Source organism: Streptomyces sp. NPDC048479 (genome assembly GCF_040651435.1).
GTDB lineage: Bacteria > Actinomycetota > Actinomycetes > Streptomycetales > Streptomycetaceae > Streptomyces.
Genome location: NZ_JBEZKA010000001.1, coordinates 158,184 through 181,075, shown reverse-complemented (window position 1 = coordinate 181,075; position 22,892 = coordinate 158,184). Strand labels below are relative to the sequence as shown.

The following is a 22,892-nucleotide window of genomic DNA, read 5'->3' as shown; positions in this document are numbered from 1 at the left end:
GTAATCCGTGAAAAAGCTCTCCGCACGACGACGCCATCCGCTGGCGGCGGTCGTCGTCCTACTCCTCGCGCTGGCGGCCACTGGGGGGCTGTACGCCGCGTTCGCACCCGCGGACAAGGCGCAGGCCGATGAAACCGCCCAGTCCCTCGCCATCGAGGAGGGCAAGAAGCTCTACACCGTCGGCTGCGCCAGCTGCCACGGGATCGGCGGTCAGGGGACCTCTGACGGCCCGAGCCTCGTCGGCGTGGGCTCCGCCGCTGTCGACTTCCAGGTCGGCACGGGCCGGATGCCCGCCCAGCAGCCCGGCGCCCAGGTGCCGGCGAAGAAGGTCATCTACTCGCAGAGCGAGATCGACCAGCTCGCGGCGTACGTGGCCTCCCTCGGCGCCGGCCCGATCACGCCGACCGAGAAGCAGTACAGCCCGGAAGGTGCGGACATCGCCAAGGGTGGCGACCTGTTCCGTACCAACTGCGCCCAGTGCCACAACTTCACGGGTGAGGGCGGTGCCCTGACGAACGGCAAGTACGCCCCGAACCTTGAGGGCGTGGACCCCAAGCACATCTACGAGGCCATGCAGACCGGCCCGCAGAACATGCCCTCCTTCCCCGACACCACGCTGCCGGAGAAGGAGAAGCAGGACATCATCGCGTACATCAAGACGGTGAACGGCGACGACTCCGAGAGCCCCGGCGGTCTCAAGCTCGGTGGCCTCGGCCCCGTCAGCGAGGGTCTGTTCGGCTGGATCTTCGGTCTGGGTGCGCTGATCGCAGTCGCCATCTGGGTCGCGGCCCACACCGCTAAGGCCAAGAAGTCATGAGCAGCCAAGAGAATCCAGAAGAGAACCTGCCGACAGAGCAGGACTCCGCGCACGGCGCGGTAAAGGTCGCGGACGATCCGTTCGCGGACCCGGGGCTGCCGGCCCACAAGCCGCGCATCCAGGACATCGACGAGCGGGCCGCCAGGCGCTCCGAGCGTGCTGTCGCCTTCATGTTCACGCTGTCGATGCTGGCCACGATCGCCTTCATCGCCTCGTACGTGATCTTCCCGGTCGACAAGATCGTCTTCATCTTCCCGTTCGGGCATGTGAGCGCGCTCAACTTCTCCCTGGGTATCACCCTCGGTGTGGCGCTCTTCAGCATCGGCGCGGGAGCGGTCCACTGGGCCCGCACCCTGATGTCCGATGTGGAGGTCGCCGACGAGCGTCACCCCATCGCGGCCGAGCCCGAGGTCAAGGCCAAGGTCATGGCCGACTTCGCCGCGGGCGCGGAGGAGTCCGGCTTCGGCCGGCGCAAGCTGATCCGCAACACCATGTTCGGCGCGCTGGCCCTGGTGCCGCTCTCCGGTCTGATGCTGCTGCGGGACCTCGGGCCGCTGCCCGAGCAGAAGCTCCGCAAGACGATGTGGGCCAAGGGCAAGCAGCTCATCAACGTGAACACCCATGAGCCGCTGCGTCCCGAGGACGTCGCCGTGGGTTCGCTCACCTTCGCCATGCCCGAGGGCCTGGAGGAGGACGCGGAGGACTTCCAGAAGCAGATCGCCAAGGCGGCCCTGATGATCGTCCGGATCCAGCCGGACGAGATCAAGGACAAGCGCGAGCTCGAGTGGTCACACGACGGCATCGTGGCATTCTCCAAGATCTGCACGCACGTCGGCTGCCCGATCAGCCTGTACGAGCAGCAGACGCACCATGTGCTCTGCCCGTGCCACCAGTCCACTTTTGACCTCTCCGACGGCGCCCGCGTCATCTTCGGCCCGGCCGGTCACGCCCTTCCGCAGCTGCGGATCGGTGTGAATGACGATGGAAACCTCGAGGCGCTCGGCGACTTCGACGAGCCCGTCGGTCCTTCCTTCTGGGAGCGCGGATGAGTACTGCGAGCGACGACAAGAACCGCAAGGCGCCCGCAGGTGAGCGGGTCGCCGACTGGGCGGACGGCCGGCTCGGGATCTACTCCCTGGCCAAGTCCAACATGCGGAAGATCTTCCCGGACCACTGGTCCTTCATGCTGGGTGAGATCTGCCTCTACAGCTTCATCATCATCATCCTCACGGGTGTGTATCTGACGCTGTTCTTCCACCCGAGCATGAACGAGGTGGAGTACCACGGCACGTATGTCCCGATGCAGGGCATCCGGATGTCCGAGGCGTATGCCTCGACCCTGGACATCAGCTTCGACGTCCGCGGTGGTCTGCTGATCCGGCAGATCCACCACTGGGCGGCGCTGATCTTCGTCGCGGGCATGCTCGTGCACATGATGCGCGTCTTCTTCACGGGCGCCTTCCGCAAGCCGCGCGAGATCAACTGGCTCTTCGGCTTCCTGCTGCTGGTGCTCGGCATGTTCACCGGCTTCACCGGCTACTCGCTCCCGGACGACCTGCTCTCCGGTACAGGTGTGCGCTTCATGGAGGGCGCGATCCTGTCGATGCCGATCGTCGGCACGTACATGTCGATGTTCCTGTTCGGCGGTGAGTTCCCGGGCGGTGACTTCGTCGCCCGGTTCTACTCGATCCACATCCTGCTGCTGCCGGGCATCATGATGGGCCTGCTGGTGGCGCACCTGATCCTGGTCTTCTACCACAAGCACACGCAGTTCGCGGGCCCCGGCCGGAACAACAAGAACGTCGTCGGCATGCCGCTGCTGCCGGTCTACATGGCCAAGGCCGGAGGCTTCTTCTTCCTGGTCTTCGGTGTCATCTCGGTCATCGCGGCCATCGCCTCGATCAACCCGATCTGGGCGCTCGGCCCGTACCGCCCGGACCAGGTCTCCACCGGCGCCCAGCCGGACTGGTACATGGGCTTCTCCGAGGGCCTGATCCGTGCGATGCCCGGCTGGGAGATCAATTTCGCGGGACACACGCTCGCTCTGGGTGTGTTCGTACCGCTGATGGTCTTCCCGCTGATCCTGGTCGCGATCGCGGTCTACCCGTTCATCGAGTCCTGGGTCACGGGGGACAAGCGCGAGCACCACATCCTGGACCGCCCGCGCAACGCCCCGACCCGTACGGCTTTCGGTGTGGCCTGGCTGACCTGGTACGTCATTCTGTTGATCGCCGGTGGCAACGACTTGTTCGCCGTCTTCTTCCACCTGTCGATCAACAGCATCACCTGGTTCGCCCGGATCGCCTTCTTCGTCGCCCCGGTCATCGCGTTCGTCATCACCAAGCGGATCTGCCTGGGTCTGCAGCGGCGTGACCACGACAAGGTGCTGCACGGGCGCGAGTCCGGCGTCATCAAGCGGCTGCCGCACGGTGAGTTCGTCGAGATCCACGAGCCGCTCTCGCAGGGGCAGCTGTACACGCTCACCGCGCACCACCAGTACACGCCCGCCGAGATCGGCCCGACGGTCGACGAGAACGGTGTCGAGCGCAAGGTGAGCCGCCTGCAGAAGCTCAGGGCCAAGCTCAGCAAGGGCTACTACGGCGAGGGGAACCAGCTCCCCAAGCCGACCGGCGAGGAGTACCAGGAGATCACCAGCGGCCACGGCCACCACTGATCGACCCTGACGATCCGAGCTGATCGCCGCAGCGGGAGCCCCGTCCATTCGATGGACGGGGCTCTTCGCCGTCTGCGGGGCTGGATAGGGTGGACCCATCCCTATTCGGCTGTGGACCCTGGAGTGGACCATGAACGTTGTGACCCCGGTTGGCGGCGACAGCGTGGCGGACCTCTCCTGGCCCCGCGTACTGGAAGCTCTCCTCAGCAACCGTGACCAGGGCGCCGACGCCACCGCCTGGGCGATGGACCGCATCCTCAGCGGCGAGGCGACCAACGCCCAGATCGCCGGTTTCGCGGTCGCCCTGCGGGCCAAGGGCGAGACGGTCGAGGAAATCTCCGGTCTTGTACGGACCATGTACGAGCACGCGAACCTGATCGAGGTGCCGGGCCCCAGCGTCGACATCGTCGGCACGGGCGGTGACGGCGCCAAGACCGTGAACATCTCCACGATGTCCGCGATCGTCGTCGCCGGAACGGGCGCGAAGGTCGTCAAGCACGGAAACCGCGCCGCGTCTTCGGCGAGCGGTGCCTCCGACGTACTGGAGAAGCTCGGCGTCAACCTCGAGCTCACCCCGCAGCGGGTCGCCGAGGTCGCGGAGGAGGCGGGGATCACCTTCTGCTTCGCGGTGAAGTTCCACCCGGCGCTGCGGCATGTGGCGGCCGCCCGCAAGGAGCTGGGTATCCGCACCACGTTCAACTTCCTCGGTCCACTCACCAACCCGGCGAGGGTGAAGGCCCAGGCCACCGGTGTCGCGGACGCCCGGATGGCGCCGATCCTGGCCGGGGTGCTCGCCGAGCGCGGCTCCTCGGCGCTGGTCTTCCGCGGCGACGACGGTATGGACGAGCTGACGACGACGGCCACCTCCCGGGTGTGGGTGGTACGGGACGGAACGGTGCGCGAGGAGGCCTTCGACCCGCGGGACGTCGGCATCGACATGGTGCCCGTGGAGGCCCTGCGGGGCGCGGATGCCTCGTTCAACGCCGATGTCGCGCGCCGGCTGCTGAGCGGCGAGGGCGGTCCCGTACGGGACGCGGTGCTGCTCAACGCGGCTGCGGCTCTGGTGGCGCTGGAGCCGACGGACCGCAGCCTGAACGAGCAGCTCGCGGCGGGCATCGCCAAGGCCGCCGCTTCGATCGACTCCGGCGCGGCCAAAGCGGCACTCGAGCGGTGGATCGCCGCCAGTAACGCCTGAGAATGCCTGAGCCCGCAGTGGCGCGACGCAAGGCGCGGTTCCTTCTCCTGTCTCAGGAACTGGACCGCGCCTTGCGCGTTGTGGGCCGTATGGCAGGATGCTCTTCAAGGTCATGAGTGACAGCGATTTAGGCCCCGGCTCGCTGTCCGGCAACCCTCCGTCCGTGGCGGGGTGCCCCGGGTGAAGACCAGGCCGTAGGCAGAGAGGTCTACGGCAAGCGCGGACCCCTGCACACCCTGGGGTCCTGGTCCTCAAGGGAGCAGTCTCGTGAGCAAGCGAATGCGATAGGGCTGATCAGCCCCTTCTTCAGCAGACCCTCACATCACGCGATCGCCGTGACATGCGAGGGCAAGCCCCGTACACAGAGCCTTCACCTGGCTGCCGTGCGGGTTCGTCGAAGCCATTCCGCCTTGTCCTGCCGGGAGATACCGCCATGTCCGCACGCCCGAACACCGTTGAGACCGCCACCGCCACCGCTGCTTCCTCCGAGTCCGCCGACCCCGTCTGCGCAGCGCCGCTTTTGGTCCTCGGCCGCGATGTGACCGTTCCGCTCGTCACCGGCGGCGAGGTGACGTACGCGGCCCTCGACTACGCGGCGAGCGCCCCGGCCCTGCAGCGGGTGTGGGACGACGTGGCCGCCTACGCCCCGTACTACGGCAGTGTGCACCGCGGCGCCGGGTACCTCTCGCAGCTCTCCACCGACCTCTTCGAGAACAGCCGCGCGACGGTCGCGGAGTTCCTCGACTGCCGCGCCGGCGACCAGGTCGTCTTCACCCGCTCCACCACCGACTCGCTGAACCTGCTGGCCGCCGCGCTCCCCGCCGACTGCCAGGTATTCGTCTTCGAGACCGAGCACCACGCCTCGCTGCTGCCGTGGCGCGACGCCCGGGTGACCTACCTGAACGCGCCGCGTACACCGGCCGAGGCCGTCGGGACGCTGGAGCGCGCGCTCGCCGACCGCACCGCATCTGCCGGCGAGGAGTACGGGCCCGCCCTGGTCTGTGTGACCGGAGCGTCGAATGTCACCGGTGAACTGTGGCCGGTCAAGGAGCTGGCGGCTGCTGCCCACGCCCATGGCGCGCGAATCGTGCTCGACGCCGCCCAGCTCGCGCCCCACCACCCGGTCTCCGTACAGGAGTTGGACGTCGACTGGGTCGCCTTCTCCGGGCACAAGCTGTACGCGCCGTTCGGCTCGGGTGTGCTCGCGGGCCGCGCGGACTGGCTGCAGGACGCGGAGCCGTACCTCGCGGGCGGCGGTGCGTCCCGCAAGGTCGCCCGGCGTACGGACGGCGGTGTGGACGTCGACTGGCACACCACGGCCGCCCGGCACGAGGCCGGTTCGCCGAACGTCATCGGCGTGTACTCCATCGCCTCCGCCTGCAAGGCGCTCACCGAGGCCGGCTTCGACAGCCTCGTCGCCCGTGAGCAGCAGCTGGTCGCCAAGGTCCGTACCGGTCTGGCGGAGGTGGAGCAGGTCAAGGTGCTCTCGCTCTTCGGGGACGACGCGCCGCGCGTCGGCGTCATCTCCTTCGTCGTCGAGGGCTGGAACAGCTCGCACTTCGCGGCGGCGCTCTCGGCGGAGTACGGCATCGGGGTACGGGACGGACTCTTCTGCGCCCACCCGCTGGTGCGGACCCTGCTGGGCAGCGACCCGCAGGACCCGGGCGAGTGCGGCGCGCCGGAGGCCGAGCCGGGCGAGCGTTCGCTCAACGCGATCCGGGTCAGCTTCGGCGCCGGTACGCCGGACGAGCATGTGGAGCGTTTCGTACGTGCGGTGCAGGAACTCGTCAGCGACGGTGCGCAGTGGAACTACCGTACGGAGGACGGCCGCTGCGTCCCGGCCGTCTGAGCCCGGCTGTCTGAGCCCGGCTGTCTGAGCCCGAACGGACGACGAAGCCCCCGGACCGGCCGGTCCGGGGGCTTCGTCGAGTCGCAGGCGTTACGCGTCGAGGCCGATCGCGAAGGCCGCCTCGAGGTCGTGCTGCGAGTAGGTACGGAAGGCGACATGTGTGTCGGTCCCCTCGACGCCCGGGATCCTGCTGATCCGGCCGGGGATGACATCCGCGAGATCGTCGTGCTTGGCCACCCGCACCATCGCGATGAGGTCGTACGTACCGGTGACGGAGAAGACTTCGCTGACGCTGTCCAGCGCGGCGATCGACTCGGCGATCTCGGGGATCCGGTCCACGCTGGTCTTGATGAGCACGATCGCGGTGATCACGGTTGGCTTTCTCCCTCGGTGGCCGCTGCTTGGGCCTTCACTCTAGTCCCATGCCGGAAACGTCCCCAGGCGTAGAGAAAGCCCGTCCCGAACCCCACCAGATGTGCGAGATACGCGACGCCCGGGCCGCTGCCCGCGCTCTGCGCCGCCAGCCATTGCAGGACGAACCAGAAGATCAGCACGATCCAGGCGGGGAAGCGCAGCGGCAGGAAGAAGAGGAAGGGGAAGAGACTGGTGACCCGGGCCTTCGGGAAGAGGTAGAGGAAGGCGCCGAGCACGCCCGAGATCGCCCCGGAGGCTCCCACCAGGGTCTGCTCGGAGCCGGCGTTGGCCGCCGCGTAGACGAGCAGCGCCAGATAGCCGCAGCCCAGATAGAAGAGAGCGAACTCCAGCTGCCCCATCCGTTCCTCGGCCATCGCCCCGAATACGTACAGGAAGAGCATGTTGCCCAGCAGGTGCAGCCAACTGCCGTGGACGAAGAGGGCGGTGAGGGGTGTGATCAGCGCCCGGGAGGAGGAACTGCTCATCAGGTCGACGGGGATCACGCCCCAGCGCTCGAAGTATGTGCTCTGCGCGGAGAGCAGCGCGTCACCGGTGCCGTACACCGGATCGAGGCCCGAGACGGGGCTGAGGACGAACACCGCGCAGCAGACGGCGATCGCGCCGTACGTCATCGCAGGTCCCGAGGCCGCGCCCCGGACCGCAGCCCACCAACCGATCATGGACAGAGCATGGCGTAGTGGGGCTGAACGGTACAGAGTGCCTCGCCGCGTCAACGGGGACCCGCGAGGCCGTAGGGTTACAGGCAGTACATCCGCAGTTCGACGGCGCACAGCGGCACCCGCACTCGCACCACGAAAAAGGACGGCACGATGACGACGGTTCCCCCGGCGACGGCCGAGACCCGCTGGCGCTGCACGCTCTGCGGCAACCTCACCCGCTTCGATGTCACCCGTTCCTCGAAGGTCGTCGAATACGTCCATCTGGACCTGGCCGGAGAGCCGACGGTCGAGGAGCGCGAGGTGGTCAGTGAGACCATCGAGTCGGTGCGCTGCCGGTGGTGCAATGCGGTGGACCAGATCGAGCTGGTGGACAGGCCGGGCGCTGCTTCCTGACGGAGCGGCCCGAACGGGTAGTGGGGTGACGGATTGTGGAGCAGCCTGCAAGCGGCGATGAGCCGGCCGGTGCGGCCGGTGACGCCGCCGAGGCGCTCGACCGCCCGCTGCCGGAAGGCGTACGGCGCAGGGTGATGGCGCTGGTCTCGGACGCCTTCGGCGGCCTGACCGTCGCCGAACTTCCGGCCCAGTTGAGACAGTACGCCCGTTTCACCCCGACCCGGCGTGCCAAGTACGCCGGCAATGCGATGGCCGCTGCGCTGGAGAGCGACCCGGTCTTCCGGCAGCGCATCGGCGAGCGGCTCAGCCAGGCCCAGCCCGAACTGTCCCGGGCGCTGGAGTCCGGATCGCCGCCCGCAGCCGCCGATCCTGTCGATGTGGCGGCCGCCGCCTATGTTCTGCGGCCCACCGGATGGGTGAAACTCGTCGCCGCCGCGGGCGAGGAGGCTCAGCGGGCGGACGCCGAGCGCGCCGACGAGGCGGGCAGGCGAGAGCTGGAGCGGCTGCGCGAGGAGCTCACCGAGGCACGCAGTCAGATCAAGAGCGAGACCGAGCGGCTGCGTACGGAGCTGGAGACGGCCCGCAAGGAAGCCGAGGCACTGCGCCGCAAGCTGCGCAGTGCCCAGAGCGATGTGAAACGCGGTGAGGCCGCGCTGCGCCGCAGGGACGCCGAGACCGAGACGATCAGGTCGGAGGCCGCCGCCCAGGTGTCGTCGGCCGAGAGCGAGAGCCGGCGGCTGAAGGCACGCCTCGCCGAGGCCGACGCGACCGTGGAGGCCGGCCGCCGGGCCGCCCGCGAGGGCCGTTCGATCGAGGACATGCGGCTGCGGCTGCTGCTGGACACGGTGCTCGACGCGGCCCAGGGGCTGCGCCGCGAGCTGGCTCTGCCGCCCGCCGGCATCCATCCCGCGGACACGGTCGACGCGGTCGAGCCGGGCCGGATGTCACCCAAGGACATCGCGGCCCGTGCGCTTTCCGAGACCGATCCCGCCCTGCTCGAGCAGCTGCTCGCGCTCCCGCAGGCGCATCTGGTGGTGGACGGCTACAACGTCACCAAGACCGGCTATCCGACGATGCCGTTGGAGAAGCAGCGGCTGCGGCTGCTCGGCGGGCTCTCGATGCTCGCGGCGCAGACCGGTGCCGAGATCACCTGTGTCTTCGACGGTGCGGAACTGGCGGCGCCGGTGCTGCTGGCGCCGCCGCGCGGGGTACGGGTGCTGTTCTCGAAGGCGGGCGTGACCGCGGACGAGCTGATCCGTCAGCTGGTACGGGCGGAGCCGCCGGGCCGGCCCGTGGTGGTGGTCTCCACCGACCGCGAAGTCGCCGACGGAGTGGCGAAGGCCGGCGCCAGGCCGGTCGCGTCCGCCTTGTTGCTGAAGCGGCTTTCGCGCGTCTAGTAACTACCGTGCCAAATGCCCGAATTAGCTATTTCTCTGACGGACGTAGTGTCAAGTGGCCGCTACTACGCGTGTGATGTATGTAAAGAATGTGCTCCGGGAAGCAGATTTTTCTCATCAGGATTTGAACTGATCACAAGAAGGTCACTAGGGTCGGGCCTCGAACCTTCGCGCGGTTGATTGCCCATCCGGGGCGACAGCGAAGGAACCGCCGAGTTCGTACAGTTCATCCCTTTTTCCCCCAGGGAAATGAAGTGCGGACGCCGGGGATTCAAACCCCCCACAGCCCGGTAGGCGGCTCGAGGAAGAAGGAGCTCGCCTTCGTGGCGTCCCACCGTCGACCCAAGCAGCCGAGCCGCACCCGTGTGACCGTGCTCACCGCGACCGCCGCCGCGGCCGTAGCCCTGACCTCCCAGGCCGCCCAGGCCGACCCGAAGCCGAGCAAGAGCGAGGTCAAGGAGAAGGTCGACAAGCTCTACGAAGAGGCGGAGAAGGCCACCGAGAACTACAACGGGGCCAAGGAGCAGCAGGCGAAGCTCGACAAGGAGATCGACGCGCTGCAGGACAAGGTCGCCCGCGGTCAGGACGAGCTCAACACCCTGCGCGACGGTCTCGGTTCGGTGGCCAGCGCCCAGTACCGCTCCGGTGGCATCGACCCCGCCGTGCAGCTCTTCCTCTCCGCCGACCCGGACAGCTACCTGGAGAAGGCCTCCGCGCTGGACCAGCTGGGCGCCAAGCAGACCGAGGCGCTCGCCGAGATCCAGGCGAAGCAGCGGACCCTTGCGCAGCAGCGCAAGGAGGCCCAGGACAAGCTCGGCGACCTGGCCGACACCCGCAAGCAGCTCGGCGAGAAGAAGAAGGAAGTCCAGACCAAGCTCGCCGCCGCGCAGAAGCTCCTCAACTCGCTCACCGCGCAGGAGCGCGCCGCGCTCTCGGCCGACGAGTCCCGCGCCAACCGCGACAACTCGCGTGCGGACCTCGGCAATGCGGTCCCGGCCTCGCAGCGGGCGTCCGCCGCGTTCTCCGCCGCCCAGAGCAAGATCGGTTCGCCGTACGTCTACGGCGCCTCCGGCCCCAGCTCCTTCGACTGCTCCGGGCTGACCTCCTGGGCGTACGCGCAGGCCGGTGTCTCCATACCGCGCACCTCCCAGTCGCAGGCCAACGCCGGCACCCGCATTTACTCGCAGGGTGCGCTCCAGCAGGGCGACCTGGTCATCTTCTACGGCGACATGCACCACGTCGGCTTCTACGCGGGCAACGGCCAGGTGCTGCACGCCCCCAAGCCCGGCGCGAGCGTGCGCTACGAGTCGATCGGCAACATGCCGTTCCAGTTCGGCGTACGCATCTGACGCCCCCCTGATCCGTCGCTGACCCGCCTTCACATCCGCCCAAACGGGCGAATTGGGTCAACTCACGCTGACGTTGCGCCCCGCCGATGACCTGTGGTCTCCGGCGGGGCGTCACTTTATGTGCCCGGCTGGGCCTTTTGGCCGCTCCGTGGTCGCCCGGTTACTCTCTGCCGCGCAACATCCTCGTTACAGCGGAAGGGAGCGCGGCCCGTGGCGTCCCATCGCCGACCCTCACAGTCCGGCCTCACTCAGAGCGCTCGGGTCACCGTCCTGTCCGCCGCGGCGGCAACGGCCGCGGCGGCCCTCGGCGCCGCACCGGCGAGCGCCGACCCGCACGACGCCACCGAAGCCGGCCGGACCAAGGTCGACCGGCTGTACGAGGAGGCCGAGCAGGCCACCGAGCACTTCAACAAGGCCGGTGAGCGGATGGCGCGGCTGCGTGAGCAGGTGGCGCAGGCGCAGGACAGCGTGGCCCGCGGCCAGGAGCGCATCAACCGGATGCGGGGAGCGCTCGGTTCGGTGGCGGGTGCGCAGTACCGCTCGGGCGGTATCGACCCCGCGCTCGCGTTACTGCTCTCCGCGGACCCGGAGACCTACCTCGACAAGGCCCAGACCTTGGATCGCATCAGCGAGCGCCAGACGACCGCCCTGCACGATCTCCAGCGGGCGCAGCGCAAACTCGGCCAGGAGCGCGCGGAGGTCACCCGCGACCTCACCGAGCTGGAGCGCAGCCGGACCGCCGCCGCCCACCACAAACGCACCGTCGAGCGCAAGCTCACCGAGGCGCGGCGGCTGCTGAACTCCCTGCCGTCCGCGGAACGTGCGGCCTTCGACCGGATCTCCCGCTCGGGCCGCGGCTCCATGCCCGAACTCTCCGGCCTCGCGCCCGCTTCGGCACGGGCGGCCGCGGCCGTGAGGGCGGCCCGCAGCGCCGTCGGACGGCCCTATGTGTGGGGCGCCAACGGGCCGTCCGGTTTCGACTGTTCGGGGCTGATGCAGTGGTCGTACGCCCAGGCGGGAGTCGGCCTGCCGCGCACCTCGCAGGCGCAGCGGTACGCCGGCCGGCAGGTCTCCCTGGAGGAGGCGCTCCCCGGTGACCTGGTGGCATACCGCAGCGATGCCAGCCATATCGCGATGTATATGGGCAACGGGCAGGTGGTGCATGCCCCGTACCCGGGCGCGCCGGTGCGCTACGACCCGGTCGCCATGATGCCGATCTCTTCGGTGACGCGCGTCTGACCGCTCCGCGTTCCGTACGATCGGCAGGGTGGCAGGTCAGGGGCGCACGAGGCGTCGGGTTCGGGCAGTGCGGCGTACGGCGGGGCTGGGCCTCGCCGCGGCGCTGCTGGCGTCCGGCTGCGCGGCCCCCGAGGCGTCCGACACCTCCGTGCGGGACATCCGGCGGACACTGGACGGACGCGCGGCCGCCGTCCTCGCCCACGACCGGGCTGCCTATCTGGACGCTTTCGCGCCCGATGCCACGCAGCTGCGGGCGACAGCGAGCCGGGAGTTCCAGAACCTCGCGGACGTACCGCTGCGCTCCTGGGAGTACCGGCTGGGGCAGGTGCGGCGCCAGGGCTCGCGAGCCGTCGCCGAAGCCCAACTGCGCTACCGGATAGACGGCTACGACACCGCTCCCGTCACCGCTTCCCGCCGGCTGGAGCTGGCCGAACGGGACGGCCACTGGTACGTGACGGCCGACCGCGCGGCCAAGGGCGCCGCCCAGCAGCTCTGGCAGCAGGGCGACGTCCAGGTCGTACGGGGCAGGCACAGCATCGTCCTCGCCGTCGGCCAGAAAGCTGAACGGTTGCGCGCGCTCGCGGCGACGGCCGACCGCGCCGTGCCCGCCGTCTCCGACGCCTGGCCATCGAAGTGGACGGGCCACGTGGTCGTGCTCGTCCCCGCCTCGCTGGATGCCATGGGCGCGCTGCTGGGCTCGCCGGCCGCCGGATACCGCGGGATAGCCGCGGTCACCACCGGCGAGACCCGAGCGGCCGGGACGGCGCCCGCGGACCGGGTGATCGTCAACCCGGCCGCGTACGGAGTGCTCGGCGACTTCGGTCAGGGCGTCGTGCTCACCCACGAGACCACGCATGTGGCCACCCGCGCGTATACCTCGGCGGCCACGCCGATGTGGCTCTCGGAGGGCTTCGCGGACTGGGTCGCGTACCGGGGCAGGGGTCGTACCACGGGCCAGACCGCCCCCGAACTCCAGCGCGCGGTCCAGCGCGGCGAGGTGCCCGCCGCGCTGCCGGACGACGCGGACTTCGCCTTCGGCGGCGACGCGGACGGGCTGGCGCAGGCGTACGAGGGCGGCTGGCTGGCCTGCGAGCTGATCGCCGCGCGGTGGGGCGAGGAGCGGCTGACCGCCTTCTACCGGGCCGTCGGGGACGGGAAGGACCGGGCGGGTGCGGTGGAGAAGGCGATGAACGACGTGCTCGGCACGACGCCTGCGGACTTCACGGTGCAATGGCGGGATTATCTGCGCGAGCGGCTGGAAGGCTGATCGGCGCTCGGGCTGTGCGGCGGCCCGACCCGCTCACCGTCTGGCGCCACAGCCGTCGGCAGGCGGTCAGCGCCGCGGCGACCAGCAGTCCGTTGCGTACGGCGAGGAGCAGCACGCCCAGCGGGTCGCTCGCCACCACATGCGAGAACCAGACCGGGAACTCCAGCAGCGTCATCCCCGTGGCGGCCAGCACCAGCCAGGCGGGCAGAGCCATCCGGCTCGCCCGGAAGGCGAGGCAGGCGGCGGCCGCACCAATCAGCCAGATCAGGTACTGGGGGCTGATCACCCGACTCGTGGTGGTGAACAGCAGCACCGCGGCGAAGGCCGCGTCGCACGGCGTGCTCGGCCCGAACTCCTTCGCCCGCAGCCGCCACAGCACCAGCCAGCCGAGGGCGAGGAGGCTGAGGGCGAGCGCAAGGGTGGAGACGAGAGGGACGTACGCGCCGACGAACTCCACCGAGCCGTAATGGAGCAGCGCGTCGCCCTGCCAGCCGAAGTGCCGCGCCACATGGAAGGCCAGCGCGCCCAGCGACTCGATCTCCGTGCCCCGGTCGCGCTGGAAGGCGAGAAACGCCAGTGCGCCCGGCAGTGCCGCGAAGAGCAGCAGCGTCAGCCCGGCCGCCGTGCCCGCCGCGGTGGTCCAGGAGCGGCGGGTGGCCCGGCCGCGCGGGGTGCCCGTGAGGAGCAGCAGCGGCCACATCTTCAGCAGCGCCCCGAAGCCCGCAAGCGCGCCCAGCGTCCGCGGATGACGCGCGCCGGCGAGCAGCGCGGCGACGGCGACGGCTGTGACCATCAGGTCGTAGCGGGCGTACGCGGTGGGGCCGAGCAGCGGCACGCCCCAGGTCCACACCCACAGGCCACGCCGCGATTTGCCGGGCCGCCCGGCCGCGTACAGCAGCAGGCCGAAGACGAGCGCGTCACTGAGCAGGGCGAGGACGAAGAAGGCGGAGGCGTAGCCGAGGAAGGGCAGCACGGCGGGGGAGAGGATCGCGAGTGCGGCTGCGGGCGGGTACTGCCAGGTGACGTCGTCCAGCGGAAATGTGCCGGTCTTCAGCACCTCGTACCAGCCCTGGTAGATCACCGAGACATCGCTGATGACATCGGGGCCGGGCAGTACGACGACCTTGAAGACGCAGAGCAGCAGCGCGGCCCGGCTGAGGATCCACACCGCGACGGAGAGCCGTGTGCCGCTCTTGCTGCCGCCTACGCCCGCCATGAGCACCTCGTCCCTTTCGTCCCGGATAAGGGGTGCCCATGATGCCGGGCAGGGCCGTGCGGGAGCGATCAGGCAGGGCCGTTCGGTACTGTCGGCGACGATGCACAAGACCTTGATCGTGACCAACGACTTTCCGCCCAGGCCCGGCGGCATCCAGGCGTTCCTGCACAACATGGCGCTGCGACTGGACCCCGAACAGCTCGTCGTCTACGCCTCCACCTGGAAGCGCGGCCGCGAGGGCATCGAGGCGACCGCCGCGTTCGACGCCGAGCAGCCCTTCATCGTCGTACGGGACCGTACGACGATGCTGCTGCCGACCCCGCGGGTCACCCGAAGGGCGACCCGGCTGCTGCGCGAGCACGGCTGCGAATCCGTGTGGTTCGGGGCGGCGGCCCCGCTCGGGCTGATGGCGCCCGCCCTGCGCAGGGCGGGCGCGGGGCGGCTGGTGGCAACCACCCACGGCCATGAGGCCGGCTGGGCGCAGCTTCCCGCGTCCCGCCAGCTGCTGCGCCGGATCGGCGAGGGCACGGACACGATCACCTATCTCGGTGAGTACACCCGCTCCCGCATAGCCGCCGCGCTGACGCCCGGGGCCGCCGGCCGGATGACCCAACTGCCGCCCGGTGTCGACGAGAAGACCTTCCACCCGGGCTCGGGCGGGGACGTGGTCCGCGAGCGGCTCGGTCTCGCCGACCGGCCGGTGGTCGTCTGTGTGTCCCGGCTGGTGCCGCGCAAGGGTCAGGACACGCTGATCCTCGCGATGCCCGCGATCCTGGCGAAGGTGCCTGACGCGGTGCTGCTGATCGTCGGCGGCGGTCCGTACGAGAAGGATCTGCGGAAGCTGGCGAGCGAGACCGGGGTCGCGAAGTCCGTGCGCTTCACCGGCTCCGTCCCCTGGGAGGAGCTGCCCGCCCACTACGGCGCGGGTGACGTCTTCGCCATGCCCTGCCGTACCCGGAGGGGCGGTCTCGACGTCGAGGGCCTCGGCATCGTGTATCTGGAGGCATCGGCGACCGGACTGCCGGTCGTCGCGGGTGACTCGGGCGGCGCCCCCGACGCCGTTCTCGACGGAGAGACGGGCTGGGTGGTCCGCGGTGGCTCCGCCGAGGAGTCGGCCGAGCGGATCGTGGCGTTGCTCGAGGACCCCGACCTGCGCCGGCGGATGGGCGAGCGCGGCCGCGAGTGGGTCGAGGAGAAGTGGCGCTGGGACCTGCTCGCGGAGAAGCTCAAGACGCTGCTCTGACGCTCTGTGGGGGCTCTCTGGCGACTCCATGGCCGCTCTCCGGCGCCCCCCGACGGTTCCTGTTGGCCACGTGGCTCCGACCGCGTGGCCGCGACGGCAGCCCGGCGACCCGTCGGCCGGGCTGCCGTCGCGGCATACGTCCGCCGGTCCGCCCCTCCGGCCGTGGCCGAGGCGTGCGGCCCTCGCGGCCGAAGACGTACTCTTGACGGTCTTTCAGATTTAGTTCTGCGCGACATATGGGCGGAGTCGGATATTCCGCTCATGATGCGCCCATGACATCACATCTGACGCGCCGTCAACTGCTGGGCATCGCTGCCCTGCAGGCCTCGGCCGCGTTCGGCTTCACCCGCATCGGTCTCTCCTCGGCAGCCGCCGTGGAGCCTTCCGCCGCCGACTACGCCCCCGCCGTCGTGATCGGCTCCGGCTACGGCGCGGCCGTCGCCGCCCTCCGCCTCGGCGAGGCGGGCGTCCGCACGGTCGTCCTGGAGATGGGCCGTCTCTGGGACACCCCGGGCCCGGACGGAAAGATCTTCTGCACCACCGGAGCGCCCGACCAGCGCTCCATGTGGTTCCGCACCCGCACCGAGGCGCCGCTGGCCACGTTCCTCTGGCTGGACGTCGTCAACAAGAACATCAGCCGCTACCCCGGCGTACTCGACCGCGTCCGCTACGCCGAGATGTCGGTCTTCGTCGGCCGCGGCGTCGGCGGCGGATCGCTGGTCAACGGCGGAATGGCGGTGACCCCGCTGCGCTCGTACTTCTCCGAGGTCCTGCCACAGGTCGACGCCGCGGAGATGTACGACACCTACTTCCCGCGGGCCCGCGGGATGCTCGGCGTCAACACAGTGGACCCGGCCTGGTTCGAGTCCACCGAGTGGTACCGCTTCTCGCGGATCTCCCGCAAGCACGCCCAGAACGCCGGACTGAAGACCGTCTTCGTCCCGAACGTCTACGACTTCGGCTACATGCAGCGCGAAGCCGCGGGCCAGGCCACCAGGTCGGCGCTCGCCGGCGAGGTCATCTACGGCAACAACCACGGCAAGCGCAGCGTCGACAAGACCTACCTCGCGGCCGCACTCGGCACCGGCAACGTCACCATCCAGACCATGAACCGGGCCCGAGCGATCCGGAGAGAGCCCGACGGCAGCTACGTCCTGACCGTCGATGTGACGGACAACGCGGGCCGGGTCGTCGAGACCAGAGAACTCGGCTGCAAACAGCTCTTCCTCGGCGCCGGCAGCCTCGGCACCACCGAACTCCTGCTGCGCGCCCGGGAGACCGGCACACTGCCCGCCCTCAGTACCGAGGTCGGCAGAGGCTGGGGCCACAACGGCAATGTGATGACCGGCCGCGCCAACCACATCTGGGACACCGTCGGAGCGAACCAGGCGACCATGCCCACCATGGGCATCGACGACTGGGCCAACCCCACGAACCCCGTCTTCGCGGAGATAGCGCCGCTGCCGATGGGATTCGAGCACTGGATCAGCCTCTATCTGGCGATCACCAAGAACCCCGAGCGCGGCACCTTCTCGTACGACGCCGCCACCGACTCCGCGAAACTCAACTGGACCCGGTCCCAGAACCAGCCCTCCGTCAACGCGGCCAAATCGCTCTTCGACCGCATCAACAAGGCCAACGTGACCATCTACCGGTACGACCTGTTCGGCGGCAACAAGACCTTCGCCGACGACTTCACGTACCACCCGCTCGGCGGCTGTGTACTGGGCCGAGCCACCGACAACTACGGCCGCGCCAAAGGATATTCGGGGCTGTACGTCACCGACGGCTCCCTGGTCCCCGGCTCGATCGGGGTCAATCCGTTCGTCACGATCACCGCACTCGCCGAACGGAACATGACCCGGATCCTCGCCGAGGACCCCAGGGGCTGAACAGGGAACAGGGCCTGAACAGAGGCTGACCGACCGAGGCGCTCAGCCCCGGTAGATCGCCTCGATCTCGTCGGCGAAGTCCTTCGCCACCACATTGCGCTTCAGCTTCAGCGACGGCGTGATGTGCCCCGCCTCTTCAGTGAACTGGGAGGAGAGAATGCGGAATTTCCGCACCGATTCCGCCTTGGACACGGCCGCATTGCCGTCGTCCACCGCCCGCTGGACCTCCGCAAGCAGATCCGCGTCGTCGCGCAGCTCGGCCGCCGTCGAACCGGCGGGCTTGCCGTTGTCCGCGGCCCACCGCCCGAGGAACTCCTCGTCGACGGTGACCAGCGCACCCACGAACGGGCGTCCGTCGCCCACCACCATGCACTCCGCGACCAGCGCATGCGCGCGGATGCGGTCCTCGATCACCGCGGGAGCGACGTTCTTGCCGCCCGCGGTGACGATGATCTCCTTCTTGCGGCCCGTGATCGCGAGGTAGCCGTCCTCGTCCAGGGTGCCGATGTCGCCCGTGTGGAACCAGCCGTCGGCCAGCGCGTCCGCGGTCGCGGCCTCGTTGTTCCAGTACCCCTGGAAGAGATGCTCGCCGTGCAGCAGCACCTCGCCGTCGTCCGCTATCCGCACCACCGAGCCCGGCAGCGGCTGACCGACCGTGCCGATCTTCTGCCGGTCCCACGGGTTGAACGCGGTCGCCGCGCACGACTCGGTGAGGCCGTAGCCCTCGAGCACCGTGAAGCCGATACCGCGGAAGAAGTGGCCGAGCCGCTCGCCCAGCGGAGCCCCGCCGGAGACCGCGTACTCACCGCGCCCGCCCAGCACCGCACGGAGCTTGCTGTAGACGAGCCTGTCGAAGACCTTGTGCTTGATCTTGAGACCCACCGAGGCGCCCTCGGGGGTGCCGAGCGCCTTGCTGTAGGCGATCGCCGTGTCCGTGGCCTTGTCGAAGATCTTGCCCTTGCCGTCCGCCTGGGCCTTCGCCCGCGCCGAGTTGTAGACCTTCTCGAAGACGCGCGGCACACCGAGGATCAGCGTCGGCCGGAAGGAGGCCAGCTCATCGGTGAGGTTCTTGATGTCCGGTACGCAGCCGAGCTTGATGGGCGCCATGACGGCGGCGAGCTCGACCATGCGGCCGAAGACATGCGCGGCCGGGAGGAAGAGCAGCACCGAGCTGTCGCCGGTACGGAACAGGGGCTTGAGGCGCTCGACCAGGTTGCCGATCTCCGCGAAGAAGCTGCGGTGAGTGAGCACACAGCCCTTGGGGCGGCCGGTGGTGCCCGAGGTGTAGACGATGGTCGCCGGGTCGTCCGCCTTGGCGGCGGCGCTGCGCGCGTTGACCGTCTCGTCGCTGACATCGGCGCCGGCCGCGACCAGTTCGTCGACCGCGCCCTTCTCGATCTGCCAGACATTCCGCAGACCGGGCAGCCGGTCCCGTACGGACTCCACGGCGGCGGTGTGCGTGTCGCTCTCGACGATCACCGCGACCGCGCCCGAGTCGCCGAGGATCCACTGGACCTGTTCGGCGGAGCTGGTCTCGTACACCGGGACGGTGACCGCGCCTGCGCTCCAGATCGCGAAGTCGAGTTGCACCCACTCGTACCGGGTGCGGGACATCAGGCCCACCCGGTCACCGGGCTGGACTCCCGCGGCGATCAGGCCCTTGGCTGCGGCCCGCACCTCCGCGAGGAACTGCTTGGCACTGACGTCCGTCCAGACGCCCGCCACTTTGCGGCCCATGACGGCAACATCGGGATGCTGAGTGGCATTGCGGCGGATGAGATCCGTCAGATTGCCGTCCGCAGGGACCTCGTACAGGGCCGGAAGGCTGAACTCGCGCAAGACTGCTGCTCCTCATCGGGCGCCGGCGCCACGGCTCTGTGTGATGCACCGGCAGCGGTCCAAGATCGGGCAGGTGCTCATGTGGGGTGAGCACGACTGGACTGCCCGGACGTTACCCACCAGTACTCGGTTCCGGATAGGGGGTTCAGGCCAGATGTTCGCTGCGTCACACGCTTATGGCAGTACTTCGCGCAGAGTAGTCCACACTCGAGAGGACTCGGTAGAACGGCTGGTCCGCCTCGCCCTACCCAGGCGCAACAGGGCGTCCTAGGGTGATCGTCATGCGAGGCATGCGAGTCAATGTGGTCAGTGACGTGCACGGCAACGCCAAAGATCTCGCCATGGCGGGCGACGGCGCCGACGCACTCATCTGTCTCGGTGACCTGGTGCTCTTCCTCGACTACGCCGACCACTCGCGCGGCATCTTCCCCGACCTCTTCGGCGTCGACAATGCCCACTTGATCGTGGAGCTGCGCACGGCCCGCCGCTTCGACGAGGCCCGTGAGCTGGGACGCAGACTCTGGTCCGAGCTCAAGATGGACCGGGAGAGCGCCATCGAGTCGGCCGTACGACGCCAGTACGCCGAGATGTTCGCGGCCTTCCCCACCCCGACGTACGCCACCTACGGCAATGTCGACATACCGTCTCTCTGGCCGGAGTACGCACGCCCCGGCACCACCGTCCTGGACGGCGAGCGCATCGAGATCGGCGGCCGCGTCTTCGGCTTCGTCGGCGGCGGACTGCGCACCGAGATGCGTACCCCGTACGAGATCTCCGACGAGGAGTACGCGGCCAAGATCGAGGCGCTCGGAGAGGTCGATGTGCTCTGCTCGCACATCCCGCCCGAGGTCCCCGAGTTGACCTACGACACCGTCGCGCGCCGCTTCGAGCGCGGCAGCCACGCACTGCTGGACGCGATCCGTCGCACCCGGCCCGCGTACGCGCTCTTCGGCCATGTCCACCAGCCGCTCGCCCGCCGGATGCGCATCGGCGCGACGGAGTGCGTCAACGTCGGACATTTCGCGTCGACCGGGCGACCTTGGGCCCTGGAATGGTGAGACCGGGCCGTGGAGTGGCGGCCGGTCAGGTCGCGATAGCCTGCACTCCACACCACCCCCGGTCCGTACCGCACTGTGAGGAGCCGCAGCGATGGCGGAACACACCAGCTCGAGCATCACGATCGAGGCGGCGCCGGCCGACGTGATGGGCGTGATCTCCGACTTCGCCCGCTACCCGGAGTGGACCGGCGAGGTGAAGGAGGCCGAGGTGCTCGCCACCGACGCCAAGGGCCGCGCCGAGCAGGTCCGGCTGGTCCTCGACGCCGGCGCGATCAAGGACGACCACACCCTCGCGTACACCTGGAACGGTGAGAACGAGGTCAGCTGGACATTGGTGAAGTCCCAGATGCTGCGCACCCTCGACGGCTCGTACACCCTCGCCGCGGTCGGCGGCGGTGACCGCACCGAGGTCACCTACCAGCTGACCGTCGACGTCAAGATCCCCATGCTCGGCATGATCAAGCGCAAGGCCGAGAAGGTCATTATCGACCGCGCCCTGGCCGGCCTGAAGAAGCGCGTCGAGAGCGGGCCCGCCGCCTGATGCGCAAGGTCCTCGTCACCGGCCTCGGCGGCGCGGGCCGTACCACCGTCGCCGCTGCCACCGCGCTCGCCGCGGCGCGGCGCGGCAAGCGCGCCCTGTTCCTCTCCGCCGAGCCCGGCGAGGTTCTCGGCGTGCCCGTCACCGGCCACCTCGGCGAACCGGCCGAGGTCACGGACGGGCTGTGGGCCGCGCGCATCGACTCCGGCGCCGACTTCCGCGCCGAGCTGCTCACCCTCCAGGAGCGCAGCACCGCCGCGCTCGATCTGCTGGGCGCGGCGCGGTTGGAGGACGAGGAGCTGACCGAGCTCCCGGGCAGCGACCAGTTCGCACTGCTGCGGGCGCTGAAGACCGCCGCCGACGGCGACTGGGACGTGGTCGTCGTCGACATGCCGCCGCTGCGCGAGACCATCGCGCTGCTCGCCCTGCCGGAACAGCTGCGCCGCTATCTGCGCCGGCTGCTGCCGGCCGAACGGCAGGTCGCCCGCGCGCTGCGCCCGATGCTCGCCCAGCTCGCCGGCGTACCGATGCCCGCGCAGTGGCTCTACGAGACGGCCGGGCGCTGGGACACCGAACTGGCCGCTGTCCAGACAGTGATCGAATCCTGCAACACGACCCTGCGGGTCGTCGCCGAGCCCGGACCCACGGCCGCCGACGCCCTGCACACGGCCCGCGCCGGTCTCGCGCTGCACGGACTGCGGCTCGACACCCTCGTACCGAACCGGATCCTGCCACTGGACTCGGCCGACACGTGGCTCGCCACCCTCTCCGCGCAGCAGGGCAAGTATCTGCGCCAGTGGTACGAGGAGTGGGTGCCCGAGGCCTCGCTGTGGGAGGTGCGGCACCTCGGCCGCGACCCGCGCGGCCTCGACGACCTCACGCTCCTCGACACACAGTCGTCCTGCACCACCTTCGAGGAGGCAGGCACCGGCGGCGGCCTTCTCCAGGGCGACGGACTCACCGCCGAACTCGACTGGGACTCCGAACAGCGCTACGACGACCCCTGGCGGGTCGAGTACCCGGGGACGCCGGACGACCAGGACGACCCGCGCTACGTATGGTCGCTCCGCGTGCCCGGCGCCGTGAAGGAGGACGTCTCGCTGGTGCGCCGCGGCGACGAACTGCTGGTCACTGTGGGCCCGTTCCGCAGGATCGTTCCGCTGCACTCCGTGCTCCGACGCTGCACCGTCTCGGGCGCGGGCCTCGCGGACGAGGTGCTGAAGGTCCGCTTCACGCCGGACCCCGAGCTGTGGCCGCGGACGCGCTGAACGCGCCCCCTCCATTCGGGTAACGTCGAGAGTACGAACCCTCCGTTCCGCCCGCCCTTCCGCAGGAGTACGCCATGAGCGATGCCACTGAGCGTCCCGCCGTCGACGACGACGCCTGGGCCAAGGCGTGCGCCGAGGATCTTGAGGCGGAGAAGGCCCGCCGTCGCGCGCAGCACGGGCCGCCGCCCGGCTCCGCGGGCGAGGAACTGCGCAAACTGCTCGACGCCGTCGCCGACAAGGTCTCCTCGTTCCAGACGTCGCTGCCCGGCATGGCCGCGCAGAACGCCGTACAGCAGCTGGTCAGCCAGGCGAAGGCCGCCGTCGAGCCGGTCATGGAGCGCAACCCGGAGATCTTCGACCACCTCGCGGCGGCGGGCGGCGAGCTGCTCGCCGCCTATCGATCCGCAGTCGAGGGGCACGAGCGACGCTGGACCCAGGGGCCGAAGCCCTCCGGAGATGCCAAGGACCCGCGGGACGAGGGCCCGGGGCCGAGCGAGCACATCGACCTGGACTGATCAGGACTGTGCCCGCCCTCGGGTACGGTTGGCCTTAGCGGGGCTCGAC

At 69.6% G+C, this 22,892-nt stretch carries 20 protein-coding genes and 1 riboswitch; of the genes, 16 read left to right on the top strand and 4 right to left on the bottom strand.

The features are described 5' to 3' along the window. Window positions 1-7 precede the first annotated feature (7 nt). From AB0D12_RS00830 to AB0D12_RS00810, 5 genes are all read left to right on the top strand, one after another. Complete coding sequence (locus tag AB0D12_RS00830) at window positions 8-817, top strand: c-type cytochrome (protein WP_362675520.1); 810 nt, start codon at window positions 8-10, stop codon at window positions 815-817. After that, a complete protein-coding gene (locus AB0D12_RS00825; RefSeq protein WP_362675517.1) occupies window positions 814-1,866 on the top strand; it encodes a Rieske 2Fe-2S domain-containing protein in 1,053 nt (350 codons plus the stop codon). Before AB0D12_RS00830 ends, AB0D12_RS00825 begins: the two co-directional genes overlap by 4 nt. Further along, on the top strand, window positions 1,863-3,491 hold the full coding sequence (locus AB0D12_RS00820) for a cytochrome bc complex cytochrome b subunit (protein ID WP_362675514.1): 1,629 nt from the start codon (window positions 1,863-1,865) through the stop codon (window positions 3,489-3,491). The genes AB0D12_RS00825 and AB0D12_RS00820 overlap by 4 nt, the downstream gene beginning before the upstream one ends. Before the next feature lie 130 nt (window positions 3,492-3,621). Beyond that, complete coding sequence (gene trpD, locus AB0D12_RS00815) at window positions 3,622-4,686, top strand: anthranilate phosphoribosyltransferase (protein WP_362675511.1); 1,065 nt, start codon at window positions 3,622-3,624, stop codon at window positions 4,684-4,686. Between the two features lie 108 nt (window positions 4,687-4,794). Next, a riboswitch (SAM riboswitch) is annotated at window positions 4,795-4,912 on the top strand. Window positions 4,913-5,119: 207 nt separating this feature from the next. After that, window positions 5,120-6,535 carry an aminotransferase class V-fold PLP-dependent enzyme gene (locus tag AB0D12_RS00810; protein ID WP_362675508.1) on the top strand — a complete coding sequence of 472 codons (1,416 nt, stop codon included), beginning with the start codon at window positions 5,120-5,122 and terminating at the stop codon, window positions 6,533-6,535. Between the two features lie 90 nt (window positions 6,536-6,625). Here the strand turns inward: AB0D12_RS00810 and AB0D12_RS00805 are convergent, their stop codons facing one another. Next, entirely contained in the window at window positions 6,626-6,907 is a 282-nt protein-coding gene (locus AB0D12_RS00805) for an Lrp/AsnC ligand binding domain-containing protein (protein WP_327323081.1), read from the bottom strand. After that, window positions 6,904-7,629, bottom strand: coding sequence for a rhomboid family intramembrane serine protease (locus tag AB0D12_RS00800; RefSeq protein ID WP_362675505.1), 726 nt, complete (start codon window positions 7,627-7,629; stop codon window positions 6,904-6,906). The genes AB0D12_RS00805 and AB0D12_RS00800 overlap by 4 nt, the downstream gene beginning before the upstream one ends. A 150-nt stretch (window positions 7,630-7,779) precedes the next feature. Here AB0D12_RS00800 and AB0D12_RS00795 point away from each other — a divergent pair, with 150 nt between their 5' ends. The 5 genes from AB0D12_RS00795 (at window position 7,780) to AB0D12_RS00775 (ending at window position 13,274) form a co-directional block, all read left to right on the top strand. Further along, on the top strand, window positions 7,780-8,022 hold the full coding sequence (locus AB0D12_RS00795; protein ID WP_327323079.1) for a hypothetical protein: 243 nt from the start codon (window positions 7,780-7,782) through the stop codon (window positions 8,020-8,022). Window positions 8,023-8,057: 35 nt separating this feature from the next. Next, complete coding sequence (locus AB0D12_RS00790; RefSeq protein ID WP_362675502.1) at window positions 8,058-9,419, top strand: NYN domain-containing protein; 1,362 nt, start codon at window positions 8,058-8,060, stop codon at window positions 9,417-9,419. A 323-nt stretch (window positions 9,420-9,742) separates the two neighbouring features. Beyond that, window positions 9,743-10,768 (top strand): NlpC/P60 family protein, encoded by a 1,026-nt coding sequence (locus AB0D12_RS00785; protein ID WP_362675499.1) that lies wholly within the window; start codon window positions 9,743-9,745, stop codon window positions 10,766-10,768. 210 nt (window positions 10,769-10,978) lie between these two features. Beyond that, complete coding sequence (locus tag AB0D12_RS00780; RefSeq protein ID WP_362675497.1) at window positions 10,979-12,007, top strand: NlpC/P60 family protein; 1,029 nt, start codon at window positions 10,979-10,981, stop codon at window positions 12,005-12,007. Between the two features lie 67 nt (window positions 12,008-12,074). After that, complete coding sequence (locus AB0D12_RS00775) at window positions 12,075-13,274, top strand: hypothetical protein (protein ID WP_362675495.1); 1,200 nt, start codon at window positions 12,075-12,077, stop codon at window positions 13,272-13,274. Here AB0D12_RS00775 and AB0D12_RS00770 read toward each other — a convergent pair. Continuing rightward, a complete protein-coding gene (locus AB0D12_RS00770; RefSeq protein ID WP_362675493.1) occupies window positions 13,228-14,490 on the bottom strand; it encodes a glycosyltransferase 87 family protein in 1,263 nt (420 codons plus the stop codon). The two genes, AB0D12_RS00775 and AB0D12_RS00770, sit on opposite strands and share 47 nt — an antisense overlap. Before the next feature lie 100 nt (window positions 14,491-14,590). Between AB0D12_RS00770 and AB0D12_RS00765 the strand changes: the two genes are divergently transcribed. Both AB0D12_RS00765 and AB0D12_RS00760 read left to right on the top strand, forming a co-directional pair. Next, complete coding sequence (locus AB0D12_RS00765; RefSeq protein ID WP_362675491.1) at window positions 14,591-15,733, top strand: glycosyltransferase family 4 protein; 1,143 nt, start codon at window positions 14,591-14,593, stop codon at window positions 15,731-15,733. Between the two features lie 272 nt (window positions 15,734-16,005). Next, entirely contained in the window at window positions 16,006-17,625 is a 1,620-nt protein-coding gene (locus AB0D12_RS00760; RefSeq protein WP_362675489.1) for a GMC oxidoreductase, read from the top strand. Window positions 17,626-17,667: 42 nt separating this feature from the next. Here AB0D12_RS00760 and AB0D12_RS00755 read toward each other — a convergent pair whose 3' ends face one another. After that, on the bottom strand, window positions 17,668-19,464 hold the full coding sequence (locus tag AB0D12_RS00755) for an AMP-dependent synthetase/ligase (protein WP_362675487.1): 1,797 nt from the start codon (window positions 19,462-19,464) through the stop codon (window positions 17,668-17,670). A gap of 290 nt (window positions 19,465-19,754) precedes the next feature. Here AB0D12_RS00755 and AB0D12_RS00750 point away from each other — a divergent pair, with 290 nt between their 5' ends. The 4 genes from AB0D12_RS00750 to AB0D12_RS00735 all read left to right on the top strand — a co-directional run bounded on the left by AB0D12_RS00750 (window position 19,755) and on the right by AB0D12_RS00735 (window position 22,843). Then, complete coding sequence (locus AB0D12_RS00750) at window positions 19,755-20,522, top strand: metallophosphoesterase (protein WP_362676351.1); 768 nt, start codon at window positions 19,755-19,757, stop codon at window positions 20,520-20,522. A gap of 91 nt (window positions 20,523-20,613) precedes the next feature. Beyond that, window positions 20,614-21,063 (top strand): SRPBCC family protein, encoded by a 450-nt coding sequence (locus AB0D12_RS00745; protein ID WP_362675485.1) that lies wholly within the window; start codon window positions 20,614-20,616, stop codon window positions 21,061-21,063. Continuing rightward, window positions 21,063-22,328 carry an ArsA-related P-loop ATPase gene (locus AB0D12_RS00740; protein ID WP_362675483.1) on the top strand — a complete coding sequence of 422 codons (1,266 nt, stop codon included), beginning with the start codon at window positions 21,063-21,065 and terminating at the stop codon, window positions 22,326-22,328. The genes AB0D12_RS00745 and AB0D12_RS00740 overlap by 1 nt, the downstream gene beginning before the upstream one ends. Before the next feature lie 74 nt (window positions 22,329-22,402). Beyond that, entirely contained in the window at window positions 22,403-22,843 is a 441-nt protein-coding gene (locus tag AB0D12_RS00735; RefSeq protein WP_362675481.1) for a DUF5304 domain-containing protein, read from the top strand. Window positions 22,844-22,892 lie beyond the last annotated feature (49 nt).